Below are 19,073 nucleotides of genomic sequence, written 5' to 3' on the forward strand. Positions count from 1 at the left end.
ACTAAAGGACAGACCAAAAAGTCAACGATCAAGCCGGTGCGAACGGAACGAGTGGCAGCGACCGTGCGATCCTCTCGTTCCACACCGACGGGCTCCCGAAGAGCGCCTTGTTCAACTTCGTCCGCTTGTACAGGAAATGGAGGTCATGCTCCCAGGTGTACCCAACGGCTCCGTGCATCGTCAGCGCAGAATCCGCTGCCACAGCGCCGGAAGCAGTCACCTGAGCCTTGGCAGTCGCGGCATGTAAGTCACACTCCGCCATACCCGCATCGATCGATTCGGCCGCGTAGAACACAATCGACCGCGCGGCTTCCACGGACACGAGAATCGAGGCCGCTGCATGCTTGACCGCCTGGAACGAGCCGATCGGAACGCCAAACTGCTCTCGGCTCTTGCTGTATTCGACCGCTAGGTCGAGCATGCGCTCCATTGCGCCGAGCGAATCGGCTGCAATCAGTACGGCAGAGACCAACGACGCGTTGGCCAGCAACACAGGCGCATCGACGTCGAGTACGTCGGCGGCAACACCGTCGAAACGTATCTTCGCCGCCGACCGAGACCGATCGAGGAGGGTCGTCGCCTCGATCGTTACCCCATCGGCTTCGGCGGACACGAGAGCGACCTGAACTCCATCCGGACCGAGCACAGGAACAACCAGATGGCGCGCGCGGTCCCCGCCCAACACGCCCGAAACGTCGCCGGAGATTTTTCCGTCGGCAACGCGCAGCCGAGGCGCGCTGTCCAGCGGCCTGGTGCTGTCCGCCACGAGCGCCGCGAACTCGCCTTCCTGTAGGACTTCGACACCCAGTTCTCCGCCGAGGAATGGTGCCGCGAGCACGGACGCGATCCACGCACCCGAGGGAGCCGATCGACGCGCCAACTCGACTGCGGTCAATGCCAATTCGAGCCCGCCACCACCCTGCCCACCGACGTCCTCGGACAGGCCGACCGAGAACCAACCCTCGGCCACGAATCGGTTCTCGAAGTCCCTGGCATCCCCGGAGGTGAGCCACGCGCGAACCGACTCGTTCGGGGCGAACTTCTCGACCCACCCTCGGAACGACTCGCGATACATTTCTTGGTCTTGGGAGAGTTCCCACCGCATGCGCCTGCTCCTAATTTTCGAGACAGCGATTACTCTGCACATGTCACAGTGCAGGCATGATGTTAATGTTATATTAGGTCTGACCGTTAGACCAGCGATGGGGGAATCCTATGACACCAGCCGCTCCTGGAGCTACCAAGAATGGGCGATCCGCCATTCAGCTGTCCCCGATGGAGGTCCCCAAGGCATCCGACGTCCTGGCGAACGAACTGCGCGAACGCATCTTGAGCGGCGAGTACGAAGAAGGCACTCCCCTTCCGCCTGAGCGTGAGCTGGTTGTTCAGACGAAGATGAGCCGCACCACAGTCCGTGAGGCACTGCGAATCCTCGAAGTCCAGGGCCTGGTGCGCATCAAAGCCGGCCGCGCAGGTGGGGCGTTCGTCCAGCGTCCCGGTGGGGAATCGATGGCCAGCTCGGTCGCGCTGCTCATCCGCGGTCAGCAGATTCGCCTCGCAGCACTACTCGAGACTCGAGAAGCTCTCGAACCGTTCTGTGCGCGCCTCGCAGCCAAGAACCGGACAACCGAGGACCTGAAGGCACTCGATGCCGCCAACGACGCGATAGTCACGGCCGAAGGTGACCTGGACGCATTTCTGAGCGCCAACGTCGACTGGCATGTCGCCGTCGCCCATGCCAGTAAGAACGAATTGCTCATGGGAATGATGACGGCACTCTCGCGAGCCATCTACGCGGCCACCGAGAACGAGGGATTCGTCGACGAAACAGTTCGGAACACCACCGTGCGCGCCCACAAATCGATCACGCGCGCAATCCGAGACCGTGACCCGGATGCGGCCGTTCGCCGAATGACTCGACACGTGCACTCCTACGCGGAAGAGGTTCTGGCGGTGGACGAACGAGTCGACATCACAGTGCCCGGCGAGGACTGAGCGCAACAGAACGCCGTTAGCAGTACCGAGAGTCGCACTTCAGGCAGGCCACCACCGGTGGCCTGCCTGAAGTGTTTTCCGGGACGCTCGCTTGGGTTCTCGAGGTTCATTTTTGGTCAACATTGTATTTGGTCGGTCCATATGTTTGGATATGTGACGGGCACCACTGGGTGGGCCCTCGACCACAGGTCCTCTGCCTTTCCGGCCAGGATTTCGACAAGACGGGATCTCCATGAGTGTCACTTCGAGCGCACGCACTTCGGACCGCCACCTCAATCGATGGTGGTATGTCGTCACCGGATTCCTGACACTGCTGTTCGGAACCACCAGCGTCAATGTGCTCTTCAACGTTCTCGGAAAGCCGATGAGCGAAGAGTTCGGTTGGGAACGCAGCGTCATCAGTAACGGCCTCTCGATCGAGACACTGATGGTCGGCGTCAGCATCGTCGTCCTCGGCTTCCTGATCGACAGATTCGGCCCTCGCACACCGACGGTTCCGATGTCACTGACGTTCGGCATCGGATTGATGCTGATGTCGGTTCTTCCGAACAGCCAGATCGCCTTCTACGCGTTGTGCATACTGATCGGCGCAGGTGCAGGCGCGGTCAACCCGGTCGCACACTCGACCGTCGTCAGCGCGTGGTTCCAGGACCGCCGCGGAATGGCCCTGGGAATCCTCATGGCCGGCCTCGGCGCTTGCGGCGTACTCATGCCTTATCTGGCCAACTTCGTTCTCGGAATTACAGATTGGCGTACAGCCTTTCTCGTCGTCGGCGCCCTGAGCACCGTCATTCCGGCATCTGTGTATGCCTTCGTGACCAAGATGCCCGCCCACCACGAGGAAGTTCGTAGAACTGCGCTCAAAGCGGGCAAGGTTGCCGGCGAATCCCTATGGACGATCGCACGCAAATACCGTCAGTTCTGGCTGCTTGCGGTGTCGATATTCTTCGTATCCTCGGCCACGTTCGGTTTGATGTCGCAGGTCGTACCGATGACGACCGACAAGGGCATTGCCCAAGCCACCGCGGTGGGAATCCTCTCCGCATTGAGCTTTGCGTCGATCGTGGCGCGCTTGCTCGTCGGGTACCTACTCGATCGGTTCTACGCACCCATCATCGGTTCGATCATCTTCGCGCTCTGCGGACTGGGTGCGTTCTTGATGATCTCGTCGTCCAACGTCTCGGTGCTGATCACAGCAGCTCTTCTAGTCGGTCTCGGATTGGGCGCCGAGGGTGATCTCGCTGCCTACATGTGCAGCCGCTACTTCCCGCAGCACTCGTACGGCCGTGTACTGGGATCGATCTACTTCTTGTACGCGATGGGTTCCGCGTTCGGAATCTTCCTGCTCGGGCAGATTTTCAGGGCAACCGGCTCGTACAGCGCGGGAGCCTTACCCATTCTCGGCCTCGTCATCGTCAGCATCGTCTGCCTCCTGCTGCTGGGACCGTACCGTTTCACACTCGACCACAAGCATGTGGAGGCCACCGAACCGGAGGATGCCACGCAGACTGCGACACCGGTCGATTAGGTTCTCCGGGTCTTCCTTTCGGGGCGAACCAAACACAGACGCCGAAGGCGACACTACGAAATGTAGTGTCGCCCTCGGCGTTTCAGGGCCCGTCTTGCTACTTTCCTCGCGGCATGCCGAGAATCCGCTCGGCGACGATATTGCGCTGAATGTACGTCGAACCTCCGGCGATGGCAGTACCGCGAGCCTGGTAAGCCAGTCGCAGCCACTTCGCAGTCTTCTGGTCCGGGTCGTCGGAATCTTGTTGACCTCCGAGGGGTTCGAGGGAGAGCCGGAAATCGGCCAACTCTTCCACCAGCGGACAGAAGTACAACTTGCCGATGGACGTAACAGGCCCGGGCGGACCGTCGTTGGCGGCAAGCGTCACCACTCGTTGACCGATCAGATAGTGAATCAGTGCTCGTCCGTACAGATCGGCAACCGTCTGTCTGACAGATGCCTGGGCGCCGAGAGGATTTCCATCCTCGTCGACCCTGTCGCGCACGTCGTCGACGATCTCGCTGACTGCCTTCTTGGTGTTCACCCGTCCGGTGGCTATCGCAACGCGCTCGTAGGCGAGCGTGCCCATCGCCACTTTCCAGCCTCCGTCGATCTCTCCGACGACCAGCTCATCCGGAACGAAGACGTCGTCGAGGAAGACCTCGTTGAACTCCGCCTCACCCAGCATGTGTTCGAGTGGGCGAATCGTGATTCCAGGACTGTCCATGGGCACGAGAAAGAACGTGATTCCCTTGTGCCTGGGGCCACCGCCCGTACGCGCCAACAGAATTGCGTGTTGGGCGATGTGCGCCCTCGACGTCCAGATCTTCTGCCCGTCGATCTTCCAACCGCCGTCCGACTTCGTCGCCTTCGTGCGCAGCGACGCCAGATCGGAGCCCGCGTCGGGCTCGGAGAACAGCTGGCACCAGATCTCGTCACCGGTCAGAATCGACTGAAGGAATCGCTCCTTCTGCGACGACGTCCCGAAGTCACTGATGGTCGGGCCCGCGAAATCCTCACCGATCGTGTTCAGTCGTTCCGGCGCACCGGCAAGATCGAGTTCCTCGGCGAATATCGCGCGGCGTATCGGATCGGCGCCCTGTCCCCCGTGCTCCTTGGGCCACGACAATCCCGCATATCCGGCGTCGAACAATGCGCGTTGCCATTGCTTCCAGAACGGCACTTTGTCCACCAGAGTCACAGGCTCGGGCCACGGTAGCAAAGGAAGCGTTTCGCCCAACCACACCTTCACCTCGCTGCGGAACAACGCTTCGTCTGCGGAGTCTGACAGATCCATCGGGTCTCCTCATCTTTATTTGGCTTGATGTTACTATGGTCGGACCAAAACAACCAGGAGTGTCCGTGAAAGTACAGGTCGATCACACCTCGGATGTGGGTCGAATCATCGACACAGTGTCCTTCACCGTCGAGCAGGGGAAGGTGCACGAGTTCGCGCGTGCGACCTTCGCAGAGAGCGACGTGCACGTAGACGAACAGGCTGCCCTTGCGGCCGGTCACGCAGGCATCGCTGCAACCGCAACGCATTCCGTCGTATCCGGCCACTACCGGGACCAGCGCGCGTTCGTCGATGCATTGGGACTCGCCCTCGAACGAGTGGTCGTCGGCTCCGTCGACTGGTCCTACATGCGCACGCTCGTCGTCGGAGACCGACTGACCGGAACACGACGCGTCGTCGCGGACGCCGTGAAGGAAGGCAAGCGAGGCGGCTCCATGCGCATTCTGACTCTCGAAACGGAGTTCGTGGATGCTGCAGGCTCGACAGTTCTCCGCCAACGTGAGCAGATCATCGAACGAGGAGCAGCGTCATGACCGAACTGGAACCCGGATTCAGCGCACCGACCCGGAATATCGGGCCGATCACGCAAACCGATATCGTCAGATTCGCCGGTGCGGGAGGAGATTTCAATCCACTGCACCATGATCCGGAATTCGTCCGCGCCAGCGGCTTCCCCGGTGTCATCGCGATGGGCCAGCTCCATGCCGGCATACTCGGCAGCTACTTGACCGATTGGGTCGGTGTCGAGCGGGTGCGGGAATTCGGCGTGAGGTTCGTAGCACCGGTGTTCGTCGGCGACAACCTCGCCTTCGACGGGACGGTGAGCAGTAGCGAAAGCGGAATCGCCGAGATCTCGCTGAAAGTTACCCGCGGTTCCGACACGATCGTCACCGGACGCGCCGCCGTCAGTACGTCTTCGCCCTAGGAGGCACCTGCACTCCCGCAGGTCGGAGCCTGCCCAGGCTCCGACCTGCGCACTGAGGACATTCGTGGCTCAGCGCATCTTCCACACGGGCTTTCGCTTTTCTCGGAATGCCGCGACGCCTTCACCGATATCTTCGGTTGTGAACGCGAGAGCCAACTGCGATTGAAGGGCCGTGAGCGCGTCGGGCAGAGACATGTCCTTGGTGGCGTTCACTGCATCCTTGCCGAGCTTCATCAGCAGGGGTGACTTCTCGGCCACACGCTGAGCCCACGCTCGCACCACATCGTCGAATTCGTCGTCAGCGACAACGCGGTTCACGATGCCATGATCTTTGGCTTCGGAAGCGCTCAACCGATCACCGAGCATCATCAACTCGTTCGCAGTCAACCGCCCCACGTTGCGGTATATGAGCGCGGAGATCATGAAGGGAAATACTCCTACATTGATCTCGGGACATCCGAAATGCACCGATTTCTTTGCCAGGATCAGGTCACACGCCAATGCGAGACCGAATGCACCAGCAAGGACGTCCCCGTTCGCAGCGCAGATGACAGGCTTTCCCAACCCCCCGATCAGTTGGTACAGCCGCGGAAACCTGTGCAAACCAGCATATTTCCGAATCGTGGGCGCATCGTCGGCAAACGCTTTCAGGTCACCTCCTGCAGAGAAAATCTTCTCGTGCGACGAGGTGAGAACGACTACCCGCACGTGCGCATCGTCGCGAGCCCGCTCGAATGCGTCGATCAATTCATCGAGCATCTCGTCGCTCAACGCATTCCGAGTGCTCGGACTGTCCAATGTGACGAAGGCCAGCGCAGCATCTTCGACGTGGTACCTGACCAGCGGCATAACCTGTTCTCCCAGCTTATCGGGCGCCGGCAGTGGTTGCGGCATTCAATTTGTTTGCAATCAACTTTCGCAACGTGTGCTTTTGAATCTTGCCCGTCGCCGTCATCGGAAGCTGATCGACAACCTCGACCCGCTCTGGTGTCTTCTGGATCGCGACACCGCGATCGGTCAAATAGTGTCGCAAGTCTTCGGCAGAGGGAGCATCGTGCCCGTCCTTGGCGACGATATAGCAGCAGACTTTCTCGCCCAGCTTCTCGTCGGGCATGCCGACCACTGCGAGCGCAAGCAGGTCGGGATGATCGGCAAGCTTGTCCTCGACCTCACGCACGCTGATGTTCATTCCACCCCGAATGACAATGTCTTTCGTACGACCGGTGACGCGGACGAATCCGTCGTCGTCCATGACTCCGAGATCACCGGATCGCGAGAACCCCTCAGGTGTGAAGAGTTCTGCAGTGTCCTCCGGGCGGTTCAAGTACTCGATCATGTGGGAAGGTCCGCGGTAGGCAATGTCACCTTCCGTACCCCGGGGAAGCTCCAGCCCGTCGTCGCCGACGACCTTGACTTCCGCACTCGGTAGCGCCGCGCCATCGGAAGTGATTGCGCGACTGGCGTCGTCATCGACAGTGCATGTAGTCGTGGAGAGGTTTTCACTCCGGCCGTACAACGACAGGATGCTCGCGGCAGGTAGCTTGGCTTTGGCGTTTTCGACGACCGAAGCCGGAATCGGCGATCCCGCACATGTCCACACCCTCAAACTGGACAAATCCGCGTCCGCGTCCTCGTCCGCAGCGGACATGAGCGTCTGCAGAAATGTCGTTGCTGTGACCGCGGCCGTGCATCTGTACTGCTTGATATCTGCCAGCCCTTGTGCGGGAGACCACTCGGCTACGACGTGCGTCGAGGCTCCCACGAGCAATGGAAGAAGGACGCTGGTCACCAAACCTGTCGTGTGGGTTATCGGCGAAGGACCGAATTGGACGTCGTTCTCGGTGTGGCCGAAGGCCACGGTCAGGGCACGAGCTCCGGATGCATACGAATTGAATGTATGCAGGCATCCTTTCGGCCGTGAGGTCGTTCCCGACGTGTATACGATGACGAATGGGTCGTCCGGATGAACGCGGGTGTCCAACTCGGCGTCGATGTTCGCGGACGAGATGTCCTGAACCACGAGGTCCTCCAGAACGTCGATTCCTCGTTCTGCCAATTCGGATCGCTTGTCCTCGGGTGCACGAACGGCAACGATTGTCCTCAACGTCGAAGACTCGGTGCGAATGTCGTCGAACATGGAAGCGTAGTCGAACCCTTTGAATTCGACTGGAGCGATAGCAGTCGTGACCGCTGCGTCTGCGACCACGTGCGACACCTCGTCGCGGCGGTAAATGGGCATGATGGGCACGGTGACTGCGCCGAGACGGGACAAGGCAGCGGCCACCACCACGAATGCCGCCCAGTTCGGCAGCTGGACAGCAACACGATCCCCGTAGTTCACTCCACGACGCTTGAGCCCGAGCGCCAACCGCTGCGAAGTGTCGTAGAGCTCGGCAAAGGTCAGAGCATGCGTTCCATCGGTGATGAACACTTTGTCCGGGTTCGACGCGGCCCGCGAGCCGAGGAGGTCGGTGAAGTTCTCGCCGGTCCATTGGCCGTTTGCGTAGAAATCTTCGATCTGCTGAGAAGTGAATCGTCCGAGGCTTCGCTCGCTTGCCATAGTGCCCGTCCTTCGATGAAAGATGCCGACTTGATAAAAGGGTAGAATGGTTGGACCGAAGTTTGCAAGCATTTCGTGCCATATCGGTACCGAACACGGCTCGCGTTCGACCGCACGACGCGTATCGCCCGAACTCGGCTACGACATGGAGAGAACAACTTTGCCGAATCCCATTCCGCTTTCGAGGTATTCATGCGCGTCGACCGCGCCGTCCAGTGGAAAGACTCGACCCACGGGTGGCGGCGGCACCGAATACCGCTCGAGAAAACCGAGAAGTTCGGCGAAGTCGGCAGGGCTACCCATCGTCGTCCCGAGTAGGTCGTACTGGCCGAAGTAGAACTGTCGAACATCGAGAACTCCGGTGCCACTTCGCGACGCCCCCAGCACCACGACTCGTCCGCCATGCTTCGCAGAATCGACAGAGGATTCCCACGTTCCCACCGAATCGAGCACCATGTCGAAACCTGCTGCGTCATTTGCCAGTTGTCGAGCGGCGTCGGGCCAGCCGTCATTCGTGTACAGCACTCCGCCTGCTGCGCCGAGCCCGACCGCCTGATCGATCTTGGCCTGACTCGACGATGTCACGATGACCCTGGCGCCCACGGCTGCGCCAAGCATCACCGCCATCGTGGCAACACCACCTCCGGCGCCGAGAACGAGAAGCGACTCCCCTTCCCTCAGTCGACCGCGAGTGAACAGGGCCCGGTACGTCGTCACACCGACGAGTGGAAGCGCCGCAGCGCCATGCCAGTCCCAGCCCGCCGGCTTCGGGACCACCGAACCTGAGGGGACCACAACCCTCTCCGCGTACGTGCCGGGTCGACGGTCGCCGAGGATTTCCCACCGGGGACCAGGCGCGGACTCGTCCCCGCCCCACCAGAGCGAAGGAACGACGAGCACCTTCTCTCCGGTATCACTACGGATTCCAGCGCCGTCGGCTCCTGGAGTGTGCGGGAGCGGCGAACCGTACTGCCCACGACGAACCAACACGTCATGCCAATTCAACGCCGCGGCTTCGAGTTTCACGGCAACCCAGCCTTCGGGCACCGGCGGGTTGCGCACCTCGGCAGCAGTCAACACCTCGGGTCCACCGAATTCGGTCATCACTGTCGCGTACACCGCACCTCCATTTCGGTCCAACCATTGGACTATAACGGAGTGTCGATGCTTTTGACCAGCGTTCGGTCCGCCGAATACAGACTTGCCGACCGGATGGAACGACGAATCACCCTATAGCCAGTAGTGCCGACCATAGGGGTGAAATGCAGGTCGAATCAGCTGGCGGACGCGTCCAGATAGATACTCTTCGGGTACTGGTACGACGCCAGCCCTTCAGGACCGAGCTCCCGCCCGAGTCCACTGCTCTTGATGCCACCGAACGGTGCCGTCGGATCGTTCTGGTATCCGTTCACACCGACGGTGCCGGACTGAATCCGACGCGCCACTGCTGCACCACGATCCGGATCGGACGACCAGACAGTGCCACCCAGGCCGTACTCGCTGTCGTTCGCGATTGCGATCGCCTGCGACTCGTCGGTGTACGGGATCACCGACAGCACGGGTCCGAAGATTTCCTCCTGTGCAATGGTCGACCGTGGGTCCACATCGGCAAAAATCGTCGGCTGGACGAACCAACCCGTATCACCGGCACGCTGGCCACCCGCTGTCAGCCGTGCGCCGTCGGAAAGACCCTTGGCGATGTAGCCTTCCACGCGGTCGCGCTGACGTGCGGAGACCAGTGGTCCGACCTGGGTCGTCTCGTCCAGCGGGTTGCCGATCTTCATCGATCCGATGATGTCGGTGACGGTGTCCAGAATCTCGCCGTACCGCGATTGCGGAGCCAGGATACGGGTGTTCAGCCAGCAGATCTGCCCGTTGTTGATCATGGTTGCGCCAACGAAGCTTTCGATACTCTTGGCCAGATCGGCGTCGTCGAGAACGACGGCTGCAGACTTGCCGCCCAGCTCGAGCGTCACCGGCCGAAGAAGACGACCACATGTCTCGGCGATGCTGCGGCCCGCACCGGTCGATCCGGTGAACGACACCTTGTCGACGCCGGGGTGCGACACCAGGTAGGCACCGACCTCACGACCTGCGGGGACGATGTTGATGACTCCCGGAGGGAACCCTGCGGCGTCGGCGGATTCAGCCATCAAGAAGGCGTCGAGAACCGTCTCGGGTGCCGGCTTGAGCACCACCGTGCAGCCTGCGGACAGAAGCGGCGACAACTTCAGAAAAGAGATCGCCTGCGGCACGTTCCACGGGACGATCGCACCCACGACGCCGACGGGCAGCTTCGATACGAGCGTCGAGCCACCGAGCAGGCCAGGGCGGATTTCCTCCTGCGGAGTCGAGACTGCCAGATCGGCGAAGTAACGCAGCATGACCGCAGGGAACGCACCCTCGAAGGCGCGTGCCAACGTGATAGGCATGCCGTTCTGCGACGAAACTCGTTGCGCCGTCTCTTCACTACGTTTTTCCAATTCGAGTGCGAAACGCTCGATGACGTCCTTGCGCTCCGATGCTGTCCACGACGCCCAACCGATCGGATCGTCGAACGCCGATCTCGCGGCCGACACCGCGGCGTCGACATCGGCCTCGACAGCCTCCGGTACCGAGCCGATTACCTGTTCGGTCGTAGGCGAAACCACCGAAATCTTTGCCGAGGAGGACGGTTCGACCCACTTGCCGCCGATGTAGAGAGTCGAGTATTCGATTGTCATGAGGCAGTCACCTTCGAGTTGCGGCCGACGCCCCATGGGGCGGTCGGACCTCCGATGTTCTTGCGTTTCAAATACGTCCGCAGAACGTGCCCGAACCGATTCCGGCACGCCATGGGCACGCCGTGGGGTGCCATCCCTACCAAGGCTTGGTTCGACGTCTGCCATGGTCGACCGCTTGTGCGTACATTCACAACGGGAAGAAGCCGACTCGGCAATTGTGCCATCAGCCGAAGTGTCGGTCATCACACTGTTTGACGAACTCGGCATACTCCGCGAGTGACTCCGTCCCGCGACAGCATTTCGATAGTTGCTGGACCTCGGCATTCACAGGCACTGGGCCGCCCCTTGTCGATGTGGCAACGCTCACAGACGTTCTGTCTGAAAATAGAATGGTTAGACCAGAGTGTCAAGCGCGGTCCCGGCCGACGCCTGAAGCGCGAGCCATTGTGCCGCACGACACAGTATGCAATATTGGTCTAGCCAATTCTAGCTGCATGGTCGAACCAGCAGATTTAGGCACGTCCCCACAATTTCCGCGGTCGGCGAACACGACGCGACGGTCGTAGTCGATACACCGGCGACGCATGAGAGGCAGCAATGATCGTTCCAGCTGATTCGGACTTCCACCCCAGCGATCCCTCGATCACCAACTGGACCGAAACCATCGGCTTCTGGTTCGCGATTCCCGAGGAGTCCATTTACGGCAACGTCTATGTCTTGGCCAGACCCAATGTCGGAGCCACGATCTCATCGATCAACGTGGTGCAGGGAATCAATCGCCACCCGTTCACCGTCGACCTGACGGATCCGCAGATGCACGCTCCGTGCCCGGATTCGATGACCAAGTTCACGCTCACGAGCGGACTGACCGTCGATGTCGAAAAGCCACCGACCGTGTACCGATTCGGATACGAGAACATCGCAGGGTCCTGCTCGTTCGACATGACCCTCGACGGCTCCATGCGAGCGTGGGATCCCAACGATCCTGCCGAGAACCCGTTGCTCGCTGCTTCGGAAGCACATTCCGACCTGGGTCTCGGTGACGCTTGGGCAGGCGGGCACCTTGACTTCGTCGGCCGCGTTCGGGGTCAGCTGACCCTGCGAGGCAAGTCGTATCGCATCGACTCGATGGGCGGAATCGACCGAAGTTGGGGTAGACGAACCGAACTCGGACAAGCTGCGATCTCCTACATTCACGTGCCGTTCGACGAGAACTACGGCGTCCACTTGGTGACCGGAATCGAATTGGTGCGAGGCGAGGTCGTCTACGGTCCACTCCGCTTCGGATACGTTCACGAGAACGGAGAAGTTTTCGGAATCGTGGACGCGAGTCTGCGTGGACAGCAGAATGCACTCGCGCCGTACACGAACGAGATCACGGTGACCGACCAACGCGGCAAGACACATCGATTCAGGGGAACGGCTGTCGCAAGTGCACCCTGGTACACCTTCAGTCCGTCGTACGTGACGTTCCAGGCTCTCATGAAATACGAGCACGAGGGACGTTTCGGTTACGGGCTCATGGCCGACACTTACGGCATCGAGTTTCTCGCCGATCGAACCTCACGCCACGGCGTCGAAACCACCTCATCGTTCGGCCCAGGAATCTGACGACTTCGCGTAAGGAAATCCTTTGACACACACTCTGATCGAGGACATATCGTCTCTGATGCTCGACGAAGTTCGGCGACGGTTCCCGACCGATCCAGCAGGACAGAAGGCAATCGACCGCAAATACCACCGCCGTCGGGGACCGATTTGGGAACCCATCCCCCTCGAGGTGCTGAGCGCCTCGGTCGACAAGTTGCTCCGATCGAAGCTCGACCACGACTTCGAGATTCACGACCCACGGTGGTTGACCGGGGGCGCGTCAAAGATTCAGATGTTCTTCGAACTCGTCGTAGATGGCCGCGAGCCTCAGCGTCTTCTGCTCAGGATGGACCCACCAGAGTCGCTCAATGCGACGAACAAATCGAGTGAATTCGGGATCCTTCGCAGATTGGCCGGGTCAGTCGCCGCTCCCGAGGCATTGTGGGTCGACGAGGAAGCCGAGCATCTTCCCGAGCCGGGGCTCGTGTGCAGCTTCGTACACGGGGTGACCAAACCGACCACAGCAAGCACCGGACAAGTGACCGGACTCGGAACCAACTTCGGTCCAGAACTCCGACCCCTGCTGGGCGAGCAACTGGTGCGTAACCTGGCGACGCTGCACACGATCGATACATCCGACTGGATCTCCGACGAACTGCCCGGCGCAGCTATCGGTTCCACCGATCTGGCACAGTGGCGGCTCAACTTCGAACGTCAGCTGTGGTCACTCGACCGGCTCGACTCCTCGCCGATCATGGAATTGGCCGCTCACTGGCTTGCGCGCAATCTGCCCACTCTCGATCGGCTGAGCGTCGTCCACGGCGACTACCGCAGTGGAAACTTCCTCTTCGACGAAGAGACCGCACAGATTACGGCGTGGCTCGATTGGGAGTCCGGGCACCTCGGCGACCGTCACATGGATCTCGCGTACTGCTCACAGGATCTGTTCGGCCACTACGACGAGGCTGGATCGACTTTTCTGGTGTCAGGTCTAGTACCACGCGAGGAGTTCTTCGATCGCTACGAGCAGGCCTCCGGCTTGTCGGTGGATCCCGATCGACTGCGTTGGTACTCCATCCTGTGCGGCTTCTCCGCGACGGTCAAGACGCTGGCCACGTCGATGCGCATCGCTCAACTCGGCCGGTCGCATCAAGACGTGCTCCTGGCACGGCTGGAAGGCACGGTGCCGATTCTTCTGGGCCAACTGGGTCGCCAACTCGAGAAAGTGATCTGACGATGGATTTCACTGCTGTCACTCTCGGCGCAGCCGCCAAAGCATTGCGGGACACTGTCATTCCGGCCGCTGTTGCCAGCGGCCAAGCACAGGCCGCGGAGCAAGCGATGCTCGTCATGGATGCAATCCTCTTCGCACGGGATCGTGTGGATCTGGTAGCGGCTAGAAGGCGGTACGAGGTCGTGTCCACAACCGAAGCGATCGAAATCCTCTCTGCCGATCCCGATGTAGCGTCCCTGACGTTCGACGAGAATCTCGACGACATCGTAAGAGCGTCGAAGAAGCTCACTGGTGATGCGTCGGCGACAGCGACGTCGTACTCCGAAATGAGCTACCGGCTCGGGCGAACTCTCGACGCCATCTGTGAAGCTGCGGACACATTGGAACCCGATGCGCGACGGCGCATCGAATCTGCAGTACTGCAACATGGAATGCGCAGAATCGAATTGGATCGTTCGTGGCTGATACCTCTCGGCTTCGATCCACAACCGTCCACTGTCGTTCCCATGGAGTCACTGCTCGAGCGTTGAGCTATCGGTCGACGAGGTCCAGCGCTCGACGCAGCAGCTCTGGACCTCTCCAAACGGGCAGGCGCACATGTGTCTCGAAGCCGTGGTCGACCGAGAACGACGGTCCGTCGGCCACACGAATACCACGAGTCTGCGCCTTCATCGCGAATTCGATTGCGTCGGAACCGATATCGACCCACAAGCCGCTGCCGCCCGACGGCCGCTCCCATACCCACTCGGGTCGGACCTCCTTCACGACCTCGATGGTGTTGTCGAGTTGTTCGAGCAGCAGCTGACGTCGTTCGGCTGCTGCTTGTTCCGCGTTCTGGAGAACTTCGACGGCCAGAAACTGGTCGACCACCGAGGTGGTGATGTCGATGGCCTGCTTCACGTCGGTGAGACGGTTGATCATCTGCGGATCGCTGCGCACCCACCCGACTCTGAGCCCACCCCAGAAGAGTTTGGACGCGGTTCCGATGGTCAGCAGCCTGCTCGGGTCGACGAGGCCGTGCAGGCCGGTGTTCTGGTGCTTGGGGTCGTAGACGAGTTCGGCAGCACTTCGATCGTCGACGACGACGTGGCCACGCTGCTCGGCGTACGACGCGAGACGGTGCAGAGCGTCGGCGGTCGGAATCCTGCCGGTCGGGCTGTGTACCGATGACTGGCAGTAGAGCAAGGATGCCATGGGCATCGCGGCGAAGTTCGGGTCCGAAGCCGGGTATCCAACCACTCTCAGGTGGTGTCGGATACCGTCGAGAACGGCCAGTGCTCCCCGGTAGGTGGGATCGTCGACCAGAACGCCGTCGCCGGGTTCTGTCAGTGCGAACGTCGCTAGCCACAGGGCTTGTTGAGCACCCGCCGTCACCAGGATCTGATCGGGCGTCGTCGGGATTCCCGTGGCGGACAGATGCCGAGCTATCGCGGAGCGCAACACGGGAATTCCGAACGGGAAATGTCCGTCGGTCTCGAGATACGGACGCAGTGCGCTCTGGGTCAGATGACCCAGAGCGGCTCCGATTTCGGAACTGGCGGGGAGGGATTGGGTCGAGAGGTCGACCGCAGCCGCCAACAGGGTCTGCGGTTCGCTGGGCCGCAGGCTCCGACGGTTGCCCGACGCTACCGTCGAGCCTCGTCCGACCTCCGCGTTGATGTATCCCCGCCCGACGAGGATCTCGTACGCAGTCGTCACTGTGCCGCGGGCGATGTCGAGAGCCTCGGCGAGCGACCGCTGTGCAGGCAGCCGCGTTCCGCTCGGCAGTTGCTGCGATTCGACCAGATGCGCCAGCGCCGTCGCCAGACCGATGCTCAGCGTGCCGTCCGCAACCCGCCACTCACCCAGCAGCTCGGCCAGTTCCTCTGCGGACATGTCACGACGGTAGAACGTCGCACGGACAACGTTGCCACCGGGGGGTGAGCAATCGACACGGCCGTCCTCGCGCTCGAATATATCGCTTACCGGCCCGATCCGAGATGACGATCGAAATAGTCCGGCTCCCAAGACATGTCGACGTACGCATGCGCCGGTTTGCCATCGACAACAGCCTTCATGGCCGTGTCCCGAAGCGTGAGGCGTGGGTTGACGTCCCAGACGAAGTGCGGGCCGCCATCGGTGAACTGCACGTCCACGCGACGATCGAGCCCGTCGACCCATGTTGCATCGATGTCGCGATGCAACATTTCCTCGTCCAACTCGTACGCGAGGTCGAGTGTGCCCACCGGCGCGAGGACGTCGTCTCTCAGGATGTATCCGCGGAGATGTCTGGTGCCGAACGCGAACAGTTCGACTGCGTGCACCGCGTCACCGTCGTCGGTCAATGCATTGATCCATTTCATGTGGTGCATCGCACCCCAATCCCGTTCGCCCCAGGAGTGGTCGCGCTGACACACGGTGTCGAAGGTGAGGTCGACGCCGTCGATTCTCAGCACACCCGAGGCTCTGCCGCTCTGTTCGAGTCGGTCGTCGGCGAAGAACGACGGACAGCCCTGGGGATGCGTGCCGTAGCGATACGGCTCGTGGAACCCTCGGAATTCCAGATCGATGGATACTCGTTCACCGAAAAAGCAAACGCGAGAATCCATTCCGTCGGAATCGATCGACATCCGCATGGGCCCGACACGGTAGTCGTCGAAACCGGCATCCACCGCGACCTCGATACCGTCGACCTTCTCGAAGATCTGCTCCCCTACACCGTGTCCGAACACCGTAAGGGCAGCGCCTGCGATCCCGTGCGCGTCCACCCAGGTGTAGGCGAACGCGGTCACGTCCTCGCGAACAGAGGGCACCACCCACACCACGGACTCACGATGCTTCGGACGAGTGACGTCGAGGACGTTCCGAGATTCCCGAAATCTCTGCGCCTGCTCCATGATCACCGCGCCAGCAGATGGTCGAGATAGGAACGGGGCCAGGTGTATTCGACGTAGGCCTGTACGTACTCTCCCCCGAGGGTGCCGGTGAACATCGTGTCGGTGAAGTTGAAGGTCGGACTGACGTCCCACCGTGCCAGAGTGTGTCGCCGATCGAGGTCGAGCGACGTGGTGCGACCTGCCTCGTCCGTCAGTTCGAACTCCACCACGTCCTGGACGAAGTCGTCGCCGTACTTCGTTCGCGCGGAAGCGTCGACGATCGGTGACTGCACGCCGCCCGAAAAGACGTATCCGTTGACGTCCAGTTCACCCTCGGCCATCGTCCACATGACGTTCGCCGATACCCCGTTGCCCGACGCCGCAATCCATTTGTAGTGATGTATCGCGTCCCAGTCTCGAGTGCCCCAGGACTGGTCGCGGTGACCTGGTCCGTCGAAGTCGTACACGGTGCCGTTCCAGGTGAGCCGACCGGAGATGCGTCCGCTCTGTTCGTAGCGGTTGCGGGCCAGGTAGCTGGGTGTACCGGTCGTATTCGAGTCGTAGTCGAATGCAGGATGGAATCCTTCGAACTCGAACTGCACCGACAGATCTGTCGATTCGAAACTCGCTTTCGCCCCCATCAGCGGCTCGCCGACGCGCAGCCCGGCACCATCGAGATCCCAGTGATCGAAATTCTGCCCGCCTACCGCGATACCGTCCTTGTGATCGAAGAACACAGGGTCAGGACCCGTTCCGTGGAGGACGAAAGCGCGGCCACCCTCGTCACGTTCGTTCACCCAGGTGTACCAGTGCCCCATGAGCCCGTGCTCGGGCATGATCAGGCAGTACGCGACGCTTTCCCGCGCGAACGGCCCCTCGATGGTGTGCCTCAGATGGTCGTGAGCGTGCAGAGCCATGATGTTTCCTTTCGATTGCGGTTCTCACCAGGTCGAACTGTGTCCGACCGGAACGAAGGCCTCGCCGAGAATGAATGCCGGCGGCAGCAGGTCCTGTGCCTGGCCGTTGGTCAGGGGGTAGTACGCCTGGGACGTCAACGGATGCAGTTCGTCGAACTGCTCGTCTCGTACGAACGAATCCCACAGTCCAAGCGGACGAGCGAAGGGCGCCATCATCTCTCGCGTATAGACCAGAACACCAGCCATGATGCGGTCCCGCCTGCTCATGCCGGAAATCCGCTTGTACAGCGTCGACACACCGCGCTGCGATTTCTGCAAGATGTCCTGCTGCTCAGCGGCATCGATGAGAGTGAATTCCTTGCTGTCCCAACGGTCTCGACGGTAGACCGAAAAATGAGTGAGCGCACCCCAGTAGTCCGCCGAGTCTGCGGTGAAGGTGGTGCCGATATCGTTGATGTTGAATTCCGGTGCCGACTTGTCGAAGATCATCGCCTGGGTGATGCAGTACGGCAGGGTGCCTGCGGCGTCGTCGATCCAGGGATACAGAGGCTCGCGCAGGTAGTGATCGCGTACCAGCATCACGCTGCCGTCGGGCAGTTCGTACGGTCCACTCGTGTTGGTAGCCGAACGCGTGTCGAACATCAGTAGGAACCCGAAAACCTCTGTGCTGGCGTTCAATTTGCGACAGAATGCCCGGTGTTCTTCGTCCTCGACGGCGATGCGCTCTTCGTAGAAGCGATCGATCCAGGACTGATCCAGAACGTGCGGCTTGTAATTGCGCCCCGAGATGTATCCGCGCCCGGAACCGTAGACACCGTGTTGAATTCGACGCTGGAATTGAATCGCCGAGTTCAGTTCGTGCAGACCGTCGTACGCGTTCTGCATCCCGAGCGAGATCAGGATTCCTCGGCCCATGAGCGAGCAGACGTTGACCCATGCCCTGGTGTTGTTGAGTTTGTTCGCCGGCTCCGACGCGCACGTGCGCGCCAGTTCGACGAGCCCCTGCGCTCCGCCTGCAGCCTCGGTGACGCGGTCGTAGAGGTGTGGAAACTTGAGCCACTGTTGTACGAACGAGACGGTCTCGTATTCCTGGCGGGGAATGAGACCCGATTCGCCCTCGGTGGAACGACGCGCGAGCAGATCCCAGAGGTTCCACCCCGTGTACGTCAGGAAGTCGTCGATCTCTTCCACCGAAAGTCTGTTGCGAGAGACATTCTGGTCGGTGGTATCGACGATCGACGTCTTGAGTGTGTCGACGATGCTGCGGTCTCCTGCGCTACCGAGTGAGTGTTCACCCCGGTAATGCTCCAGCATCTTGACGAAGTCGATTTCGGTCATCGCGTGCTCCGTTCTGGTACTGCGTCGTATTCCGGCACAGTCGGTTTCGAGTGTCCACGGCCGCTCGCCTTCGATACTTTCAGTCGGGGAACTCCGACGGAACACCGATCACAGCGGGCGATGGAGTTGTCT

The 19,073-nt window shown here is 60.9% G+C and carries 17 protein-coding genes; 7 read left to right on the plus strand and 10 right to left on the minus strand.

The window, feature by feature from the left end; genetic code table 11:
* Positions 1-28: 28 nt before the first annotated feature.
* On the minus strand, positions 29-1,105 hold the full coding sequence (locus tag CHB96_RS16775) for an acyl-CoA dehydrogenase family protein (protein ID WP_089248193.1): 1,077 nt from the start codon (positions 1,103-1,105) through the stop codon (positions 29-31).
* Between the two features lie 170 nt (positions 1,106-1,275).
* Between CHB96_RS16775 and CHB96_RS16780 the strand changes: the two genes are divergently transcribed.
* Together CHB96_RS16780 and CHB96_RS16785 are read left to right on the plus strand one after the other, a co-directional pair.
* A complete protein-coding gene (locus tag CHB96_RS16780) occupies positions 1,276-1,995 on the plus strand; it encodes a FadR/GntR family transcriptional regulator (RefSeq protein ID WP_089248195.1) in 720 nt (239 codons plus the stop codon).
* A 232-nt stretch (positions 1,996-2,227) separates the two neighbouring features.
* A complete protein-coding gene (locus CHB96_RS16785) occupies positions 2,228-3,523 on the plus strand; it encodes an MFS transporter (protein WP_089248197.1) in 1,296 nt (431 codons plus the stop codon).
* A gap of 97 nt (positions 3,524-3,620) precedes the next feature.
* Here CHB96_RS16785 and CHB96_RS16790 read toward each other — a convergent pair whose 3' ends face one another.
* Entirely contained in the window at positions 3,621-4,799 is a 1,179-nt protein-coding gene (locus CHB96_RS16790) for an acyl-CoA dehydrogenase family protein (protein ID WP_089248199.1), read from the minus strand.
* 65 nt (positions 4,800-4,864) lie between these two features.
* Here CHB96_RS16790 and CHB96_RS16795 point away from each other — a divergent pair, with 65 nt between their 5' ends.
* Complete coding sequence (locus CHB96_RS16795) at positions 4,865-5,332, plus strand: FAS1-like dehydratase domain-containing protein (RefSeq protein WP_245865781.1); 468 nt, start codon at positions 4,865-4,867, stop codon at positions 5,330-5,332.
* Positions 5,329-5,724 (plus strand): MaoC/PaaZ C-terminal domain-containing protein, encoded by a 396-nt coding sequence (locus CHB96_RS16800; RefSeq protein ID WP_089248203.1) that lies wholly within the window; start codon positions 5,329-5,331, stop codon positions 5,722-5,724. The genes CHB96_RS16795 and CHB96_RS16800 overlap by 4 nt, the downstream gene beginning before the upstream one ends.
* Positions 5,725-5,793: 69 nt before the next feature.
* Here the strand turns inward: CHB96_RS16800 and CHB96_RS16805 are convergent, their stop codons facing one another.
* The 4 genes from CHB96_RS16805 to CHB96_RS16820 form a co-directional block, all read right to left on the minus strand.
* Positions 5,794-6,573 (minus strand): enoyl-CoA hydratase/isomerase family protein, encoded by a 780-nt coding sequence (locus CHB96_RS16805; protein ID WP_089248205.1) that lies wholly within the window; start codon positions 6,571-6,573, stop codon positions 5,794-5,796.
* Positions 6,574-6,589: 16 nt separating this feature from the next.
* On the minus strand, positions 6,590-8,284 hold the full coding sequence (locus CHB96_RS16810) for an AMP-binding protein (protein WP_089248207.1): 1,695 nt from the start codon (positions 8,282-8,284) through the stop codon (positions 6,590-6,592).
* A 138-nt stretch (positions 8,285-8,422) separates the two neighbouring features.
* Positions 8,423-9,403 (minus strand): zinc-binding dehydrogenase, encoded by a 981-nt coding sequence (locus CHB96_RS16815; protein ID WP_089248209.1) that lies wholly within the window; start codon positions 9,401-9,403, stop codon positions 8,423-8,425.
* A gap of 155 nt (positions 9,404-9,558) precedes the next feature.
* Complete coding sequence (locus tag CHB96_RS16820; RefSeq protein WP_089248210.1) at positions 9,559-11,007, minus strand: aldehyde dehydrogenase; 1,449 nt, start codon at positions 11,005-11,007, stop codon at positions 9,559-9,561.
* 597 nt (positions 11,008-11,604) lie between these two features.
* Between CHB96_RS16820 and CHB96_RS16825 the strand changes: the two genes are divergently transcribed.
* From CHB96_RS16825 to CHB96_RS16835, 3 genes are read left to right on the plus strand one after another with little or no spacing between them, the layout of a single operon-like run.
* A complete protein-coding gene (locus CHB96_RS16825) occupies positions 11,605-12,618 on the plus strand; it encodes a DUF7064 domain-containing protein (protein WP_089248212.1) in 1,014 nt (337 codons plus the stop codon).
* 22 nt (positions 12,619-12,640) lie between these two features.
* Complete coding sequence (locus CHB96_RS16830; protein WP_141136498.1) at positions 12,641-13,831, plus strand: phosphotransferase family protein; 1,191 nt, start codon at positions 12,641-12,643, stop codon at positions 13,829-13,831.
* 2 nt (positions 13,832-13,833) lie between these two features.
* Positions 13,834-14,361: a hypothetical protein gene (locus tag CHB96_RS16835; protein ID WP_089248216.1), complete on the plus strand. Its 528-nt coding sequence runs from the start codon at positions 13,834-13,836 to the stop codon at positions 14,359-14,361.
* Position 14,362: 1 nt separating this feature from the next.
* Here the strand turns inward: CHB96_RS16835 and CHB96_RS16840 are convergent, their stop codons facing one another.
* From CHB96_RS16840 to CHB96_RS16850, 4 genes are all read right to left on the minus strand, one after another.
* Positions 14,363-15,706, minus strand: coding sequence for an aminotransferase-like domain-containing protein (locus CHB96_RS16840; RefSeq protein ID WP_176444334.1), 1,344 nt, complete (start codon positions 15,704-15,706; stop codon positions 14,363-14,365).
* 86 nt (positions 15,707-15,792) lie between these two features.
* The gene (locus CHB96_RS29720; RefSeq protein WP_503658032.1) at positions 15,793-16,707 is read right to left on the minus strand and encodes a DUF7064 domain-containing protein; all 915 of its coding nucleotides are present in this window, start codon (positions 16,705-16,707) and stop codon (positions 15,793-15,795) included.
* Between the two features lie 2 nt (positions 16,708-16,709).
* Positions 16,710-17,603, minus strand: a complete 894-nt coding sequence (locus CHB96_RS16845; protein ID WP_089248220.1) for a DUF7064 domain-containing protein — start codon at positions 17,601-17,603, stop codon at positions 16,710-16,712.
* Between the two features lie 24 nt (positions 17,604-17,627).
* Positions 17,628-18,941: a hypothetical protein gene (locus CHB96_RS16850; protein ID WP_141136499.1), complete on the minus strand. Its 1,314-nt coding sequence runs from the start codon at positions 18,939-18,941 to the stop codon at positions 17,628-17,630.
* Positions 18,942-19,073: the final 132 nt, after the last annotated feature.

Origin of the sequence: Rhodococcoides kyotonense, assembly GCF_900188125.1 — a bacterium.
GTDB lineage: Bacteria > Actinomycetota > Actinomycetes > Mycobacteriales > Mycobacteriaceae > Rhodococcoides > Rhodococcoides kyotonense.

What these genes read in the sequence shown, in the direction of transcription:
- CHB96_RS16775 (WP_089248193.1), bottom strand. Translation starts at nt 1,105, where the DNA reads ATGCGGTGGGAACTCTCCCAAGACCAAGAAATGTATCGCGAGTCGTTC.
- CHB96_RS16780 (WP_089248195.1), top strand. Translation starts at nt 1,276, where the DNA reads ATGGAGGTCCCCAAGGCATCCGACGTCCTGGCGAACGAACTGCGCGAA.
- CHB96_RS16785 (WP_089248197.1), top strand. Translation starts at nt 2,228, where the DNA reads ATGAGTGTCACTTCGAGCGCACGCACTTCGGACCGCCACCTCAATCGA.
- CHB96_RS16790 (WP_089248199.1), bottom strand. Translation starts at nt 4,799, where the DNA reads ATGGATCTGTCAGACTCCGCAGACGAAGCGTTGTTCCGCAGCGAGGTG.
- CHB96_RS16800 (WP_089248203.1), top strand. Translation starts at nt 5,329, where the DNA reads ATGACCGAACTGGAACCCGGATTCAGCGCACCGACCCGGAATATCGGG.
- CHB96_RS16805 (WP_089248205.1), bottom strand. Translation starts at nt 6,573, where the DNA reads ATGCCGCTGGTCAGGTACCACGTCGAAGATGCTGCGCTGGCCTTCGTC.
- CHB96_RS16810 (WP_089248207.1), bottom strand. Translation starts at nt 8,284, where the DNA reads ATGGCAAGCGAGCGAAGCCTCGGACGATTCACTTCTCAGCAGATCGAA.
- CHB96_RS16820 (WP_089248210.1), bottom strand. Translation starts at nt 11,007, where the DNA reads ATGACAATCGAATACTCGACTCTCTACATCGGCGGCAAGTGGGTCGAA.
- CHB96_RS16825 (WP_089248212.1), top strand. Translation starts at nt 11,605, where the DNA reads ATGATCGTTCCAGCTGATTCGGACTTCCACCCCAGCGATCCCTCGATC.
- CHB96_RS16835 (WP_089248216.1), top strand. Translation starts at nt 13,834, where the DNA reads ATGGATTTCACTGCTGTCACTCTCGGCGCAGCCGCCAAAGCATTGCGG.
- CHB96_RS16840 (WP_176444334.1), bottom strand. Translation starts at nt 15,706, where the DNA reads ATGTCCGCAGAGGAACTGGCCGAGCTGCTGGGTGAGTGGCGGGTTGCG.
- CHB96_RS29720 (WP_503658032.1), bottom strand. Translation starts at nt 16,707, where the DNA reads ATGGAGCAGGCGCAGAGATTTCGGGAATCTCGGAACGTCCTCGACGTC.
- CHB96_RS16845 (WP_089248220.1), bottom strand. Translation starts at nt 17,603, where the DNA reads ATGGCTCTGCACGCTCACGACCATCTGAGGCACACCATCGAGGGGCCG.
- CHB96_RS16850 (WP_141136499.1), bottom strand. Translation starts at nt 18,941, where the DNA reads ATGACCGAAATCGACTTCGTCAAGATGCTGGAGCATTACCGGGGTGAA.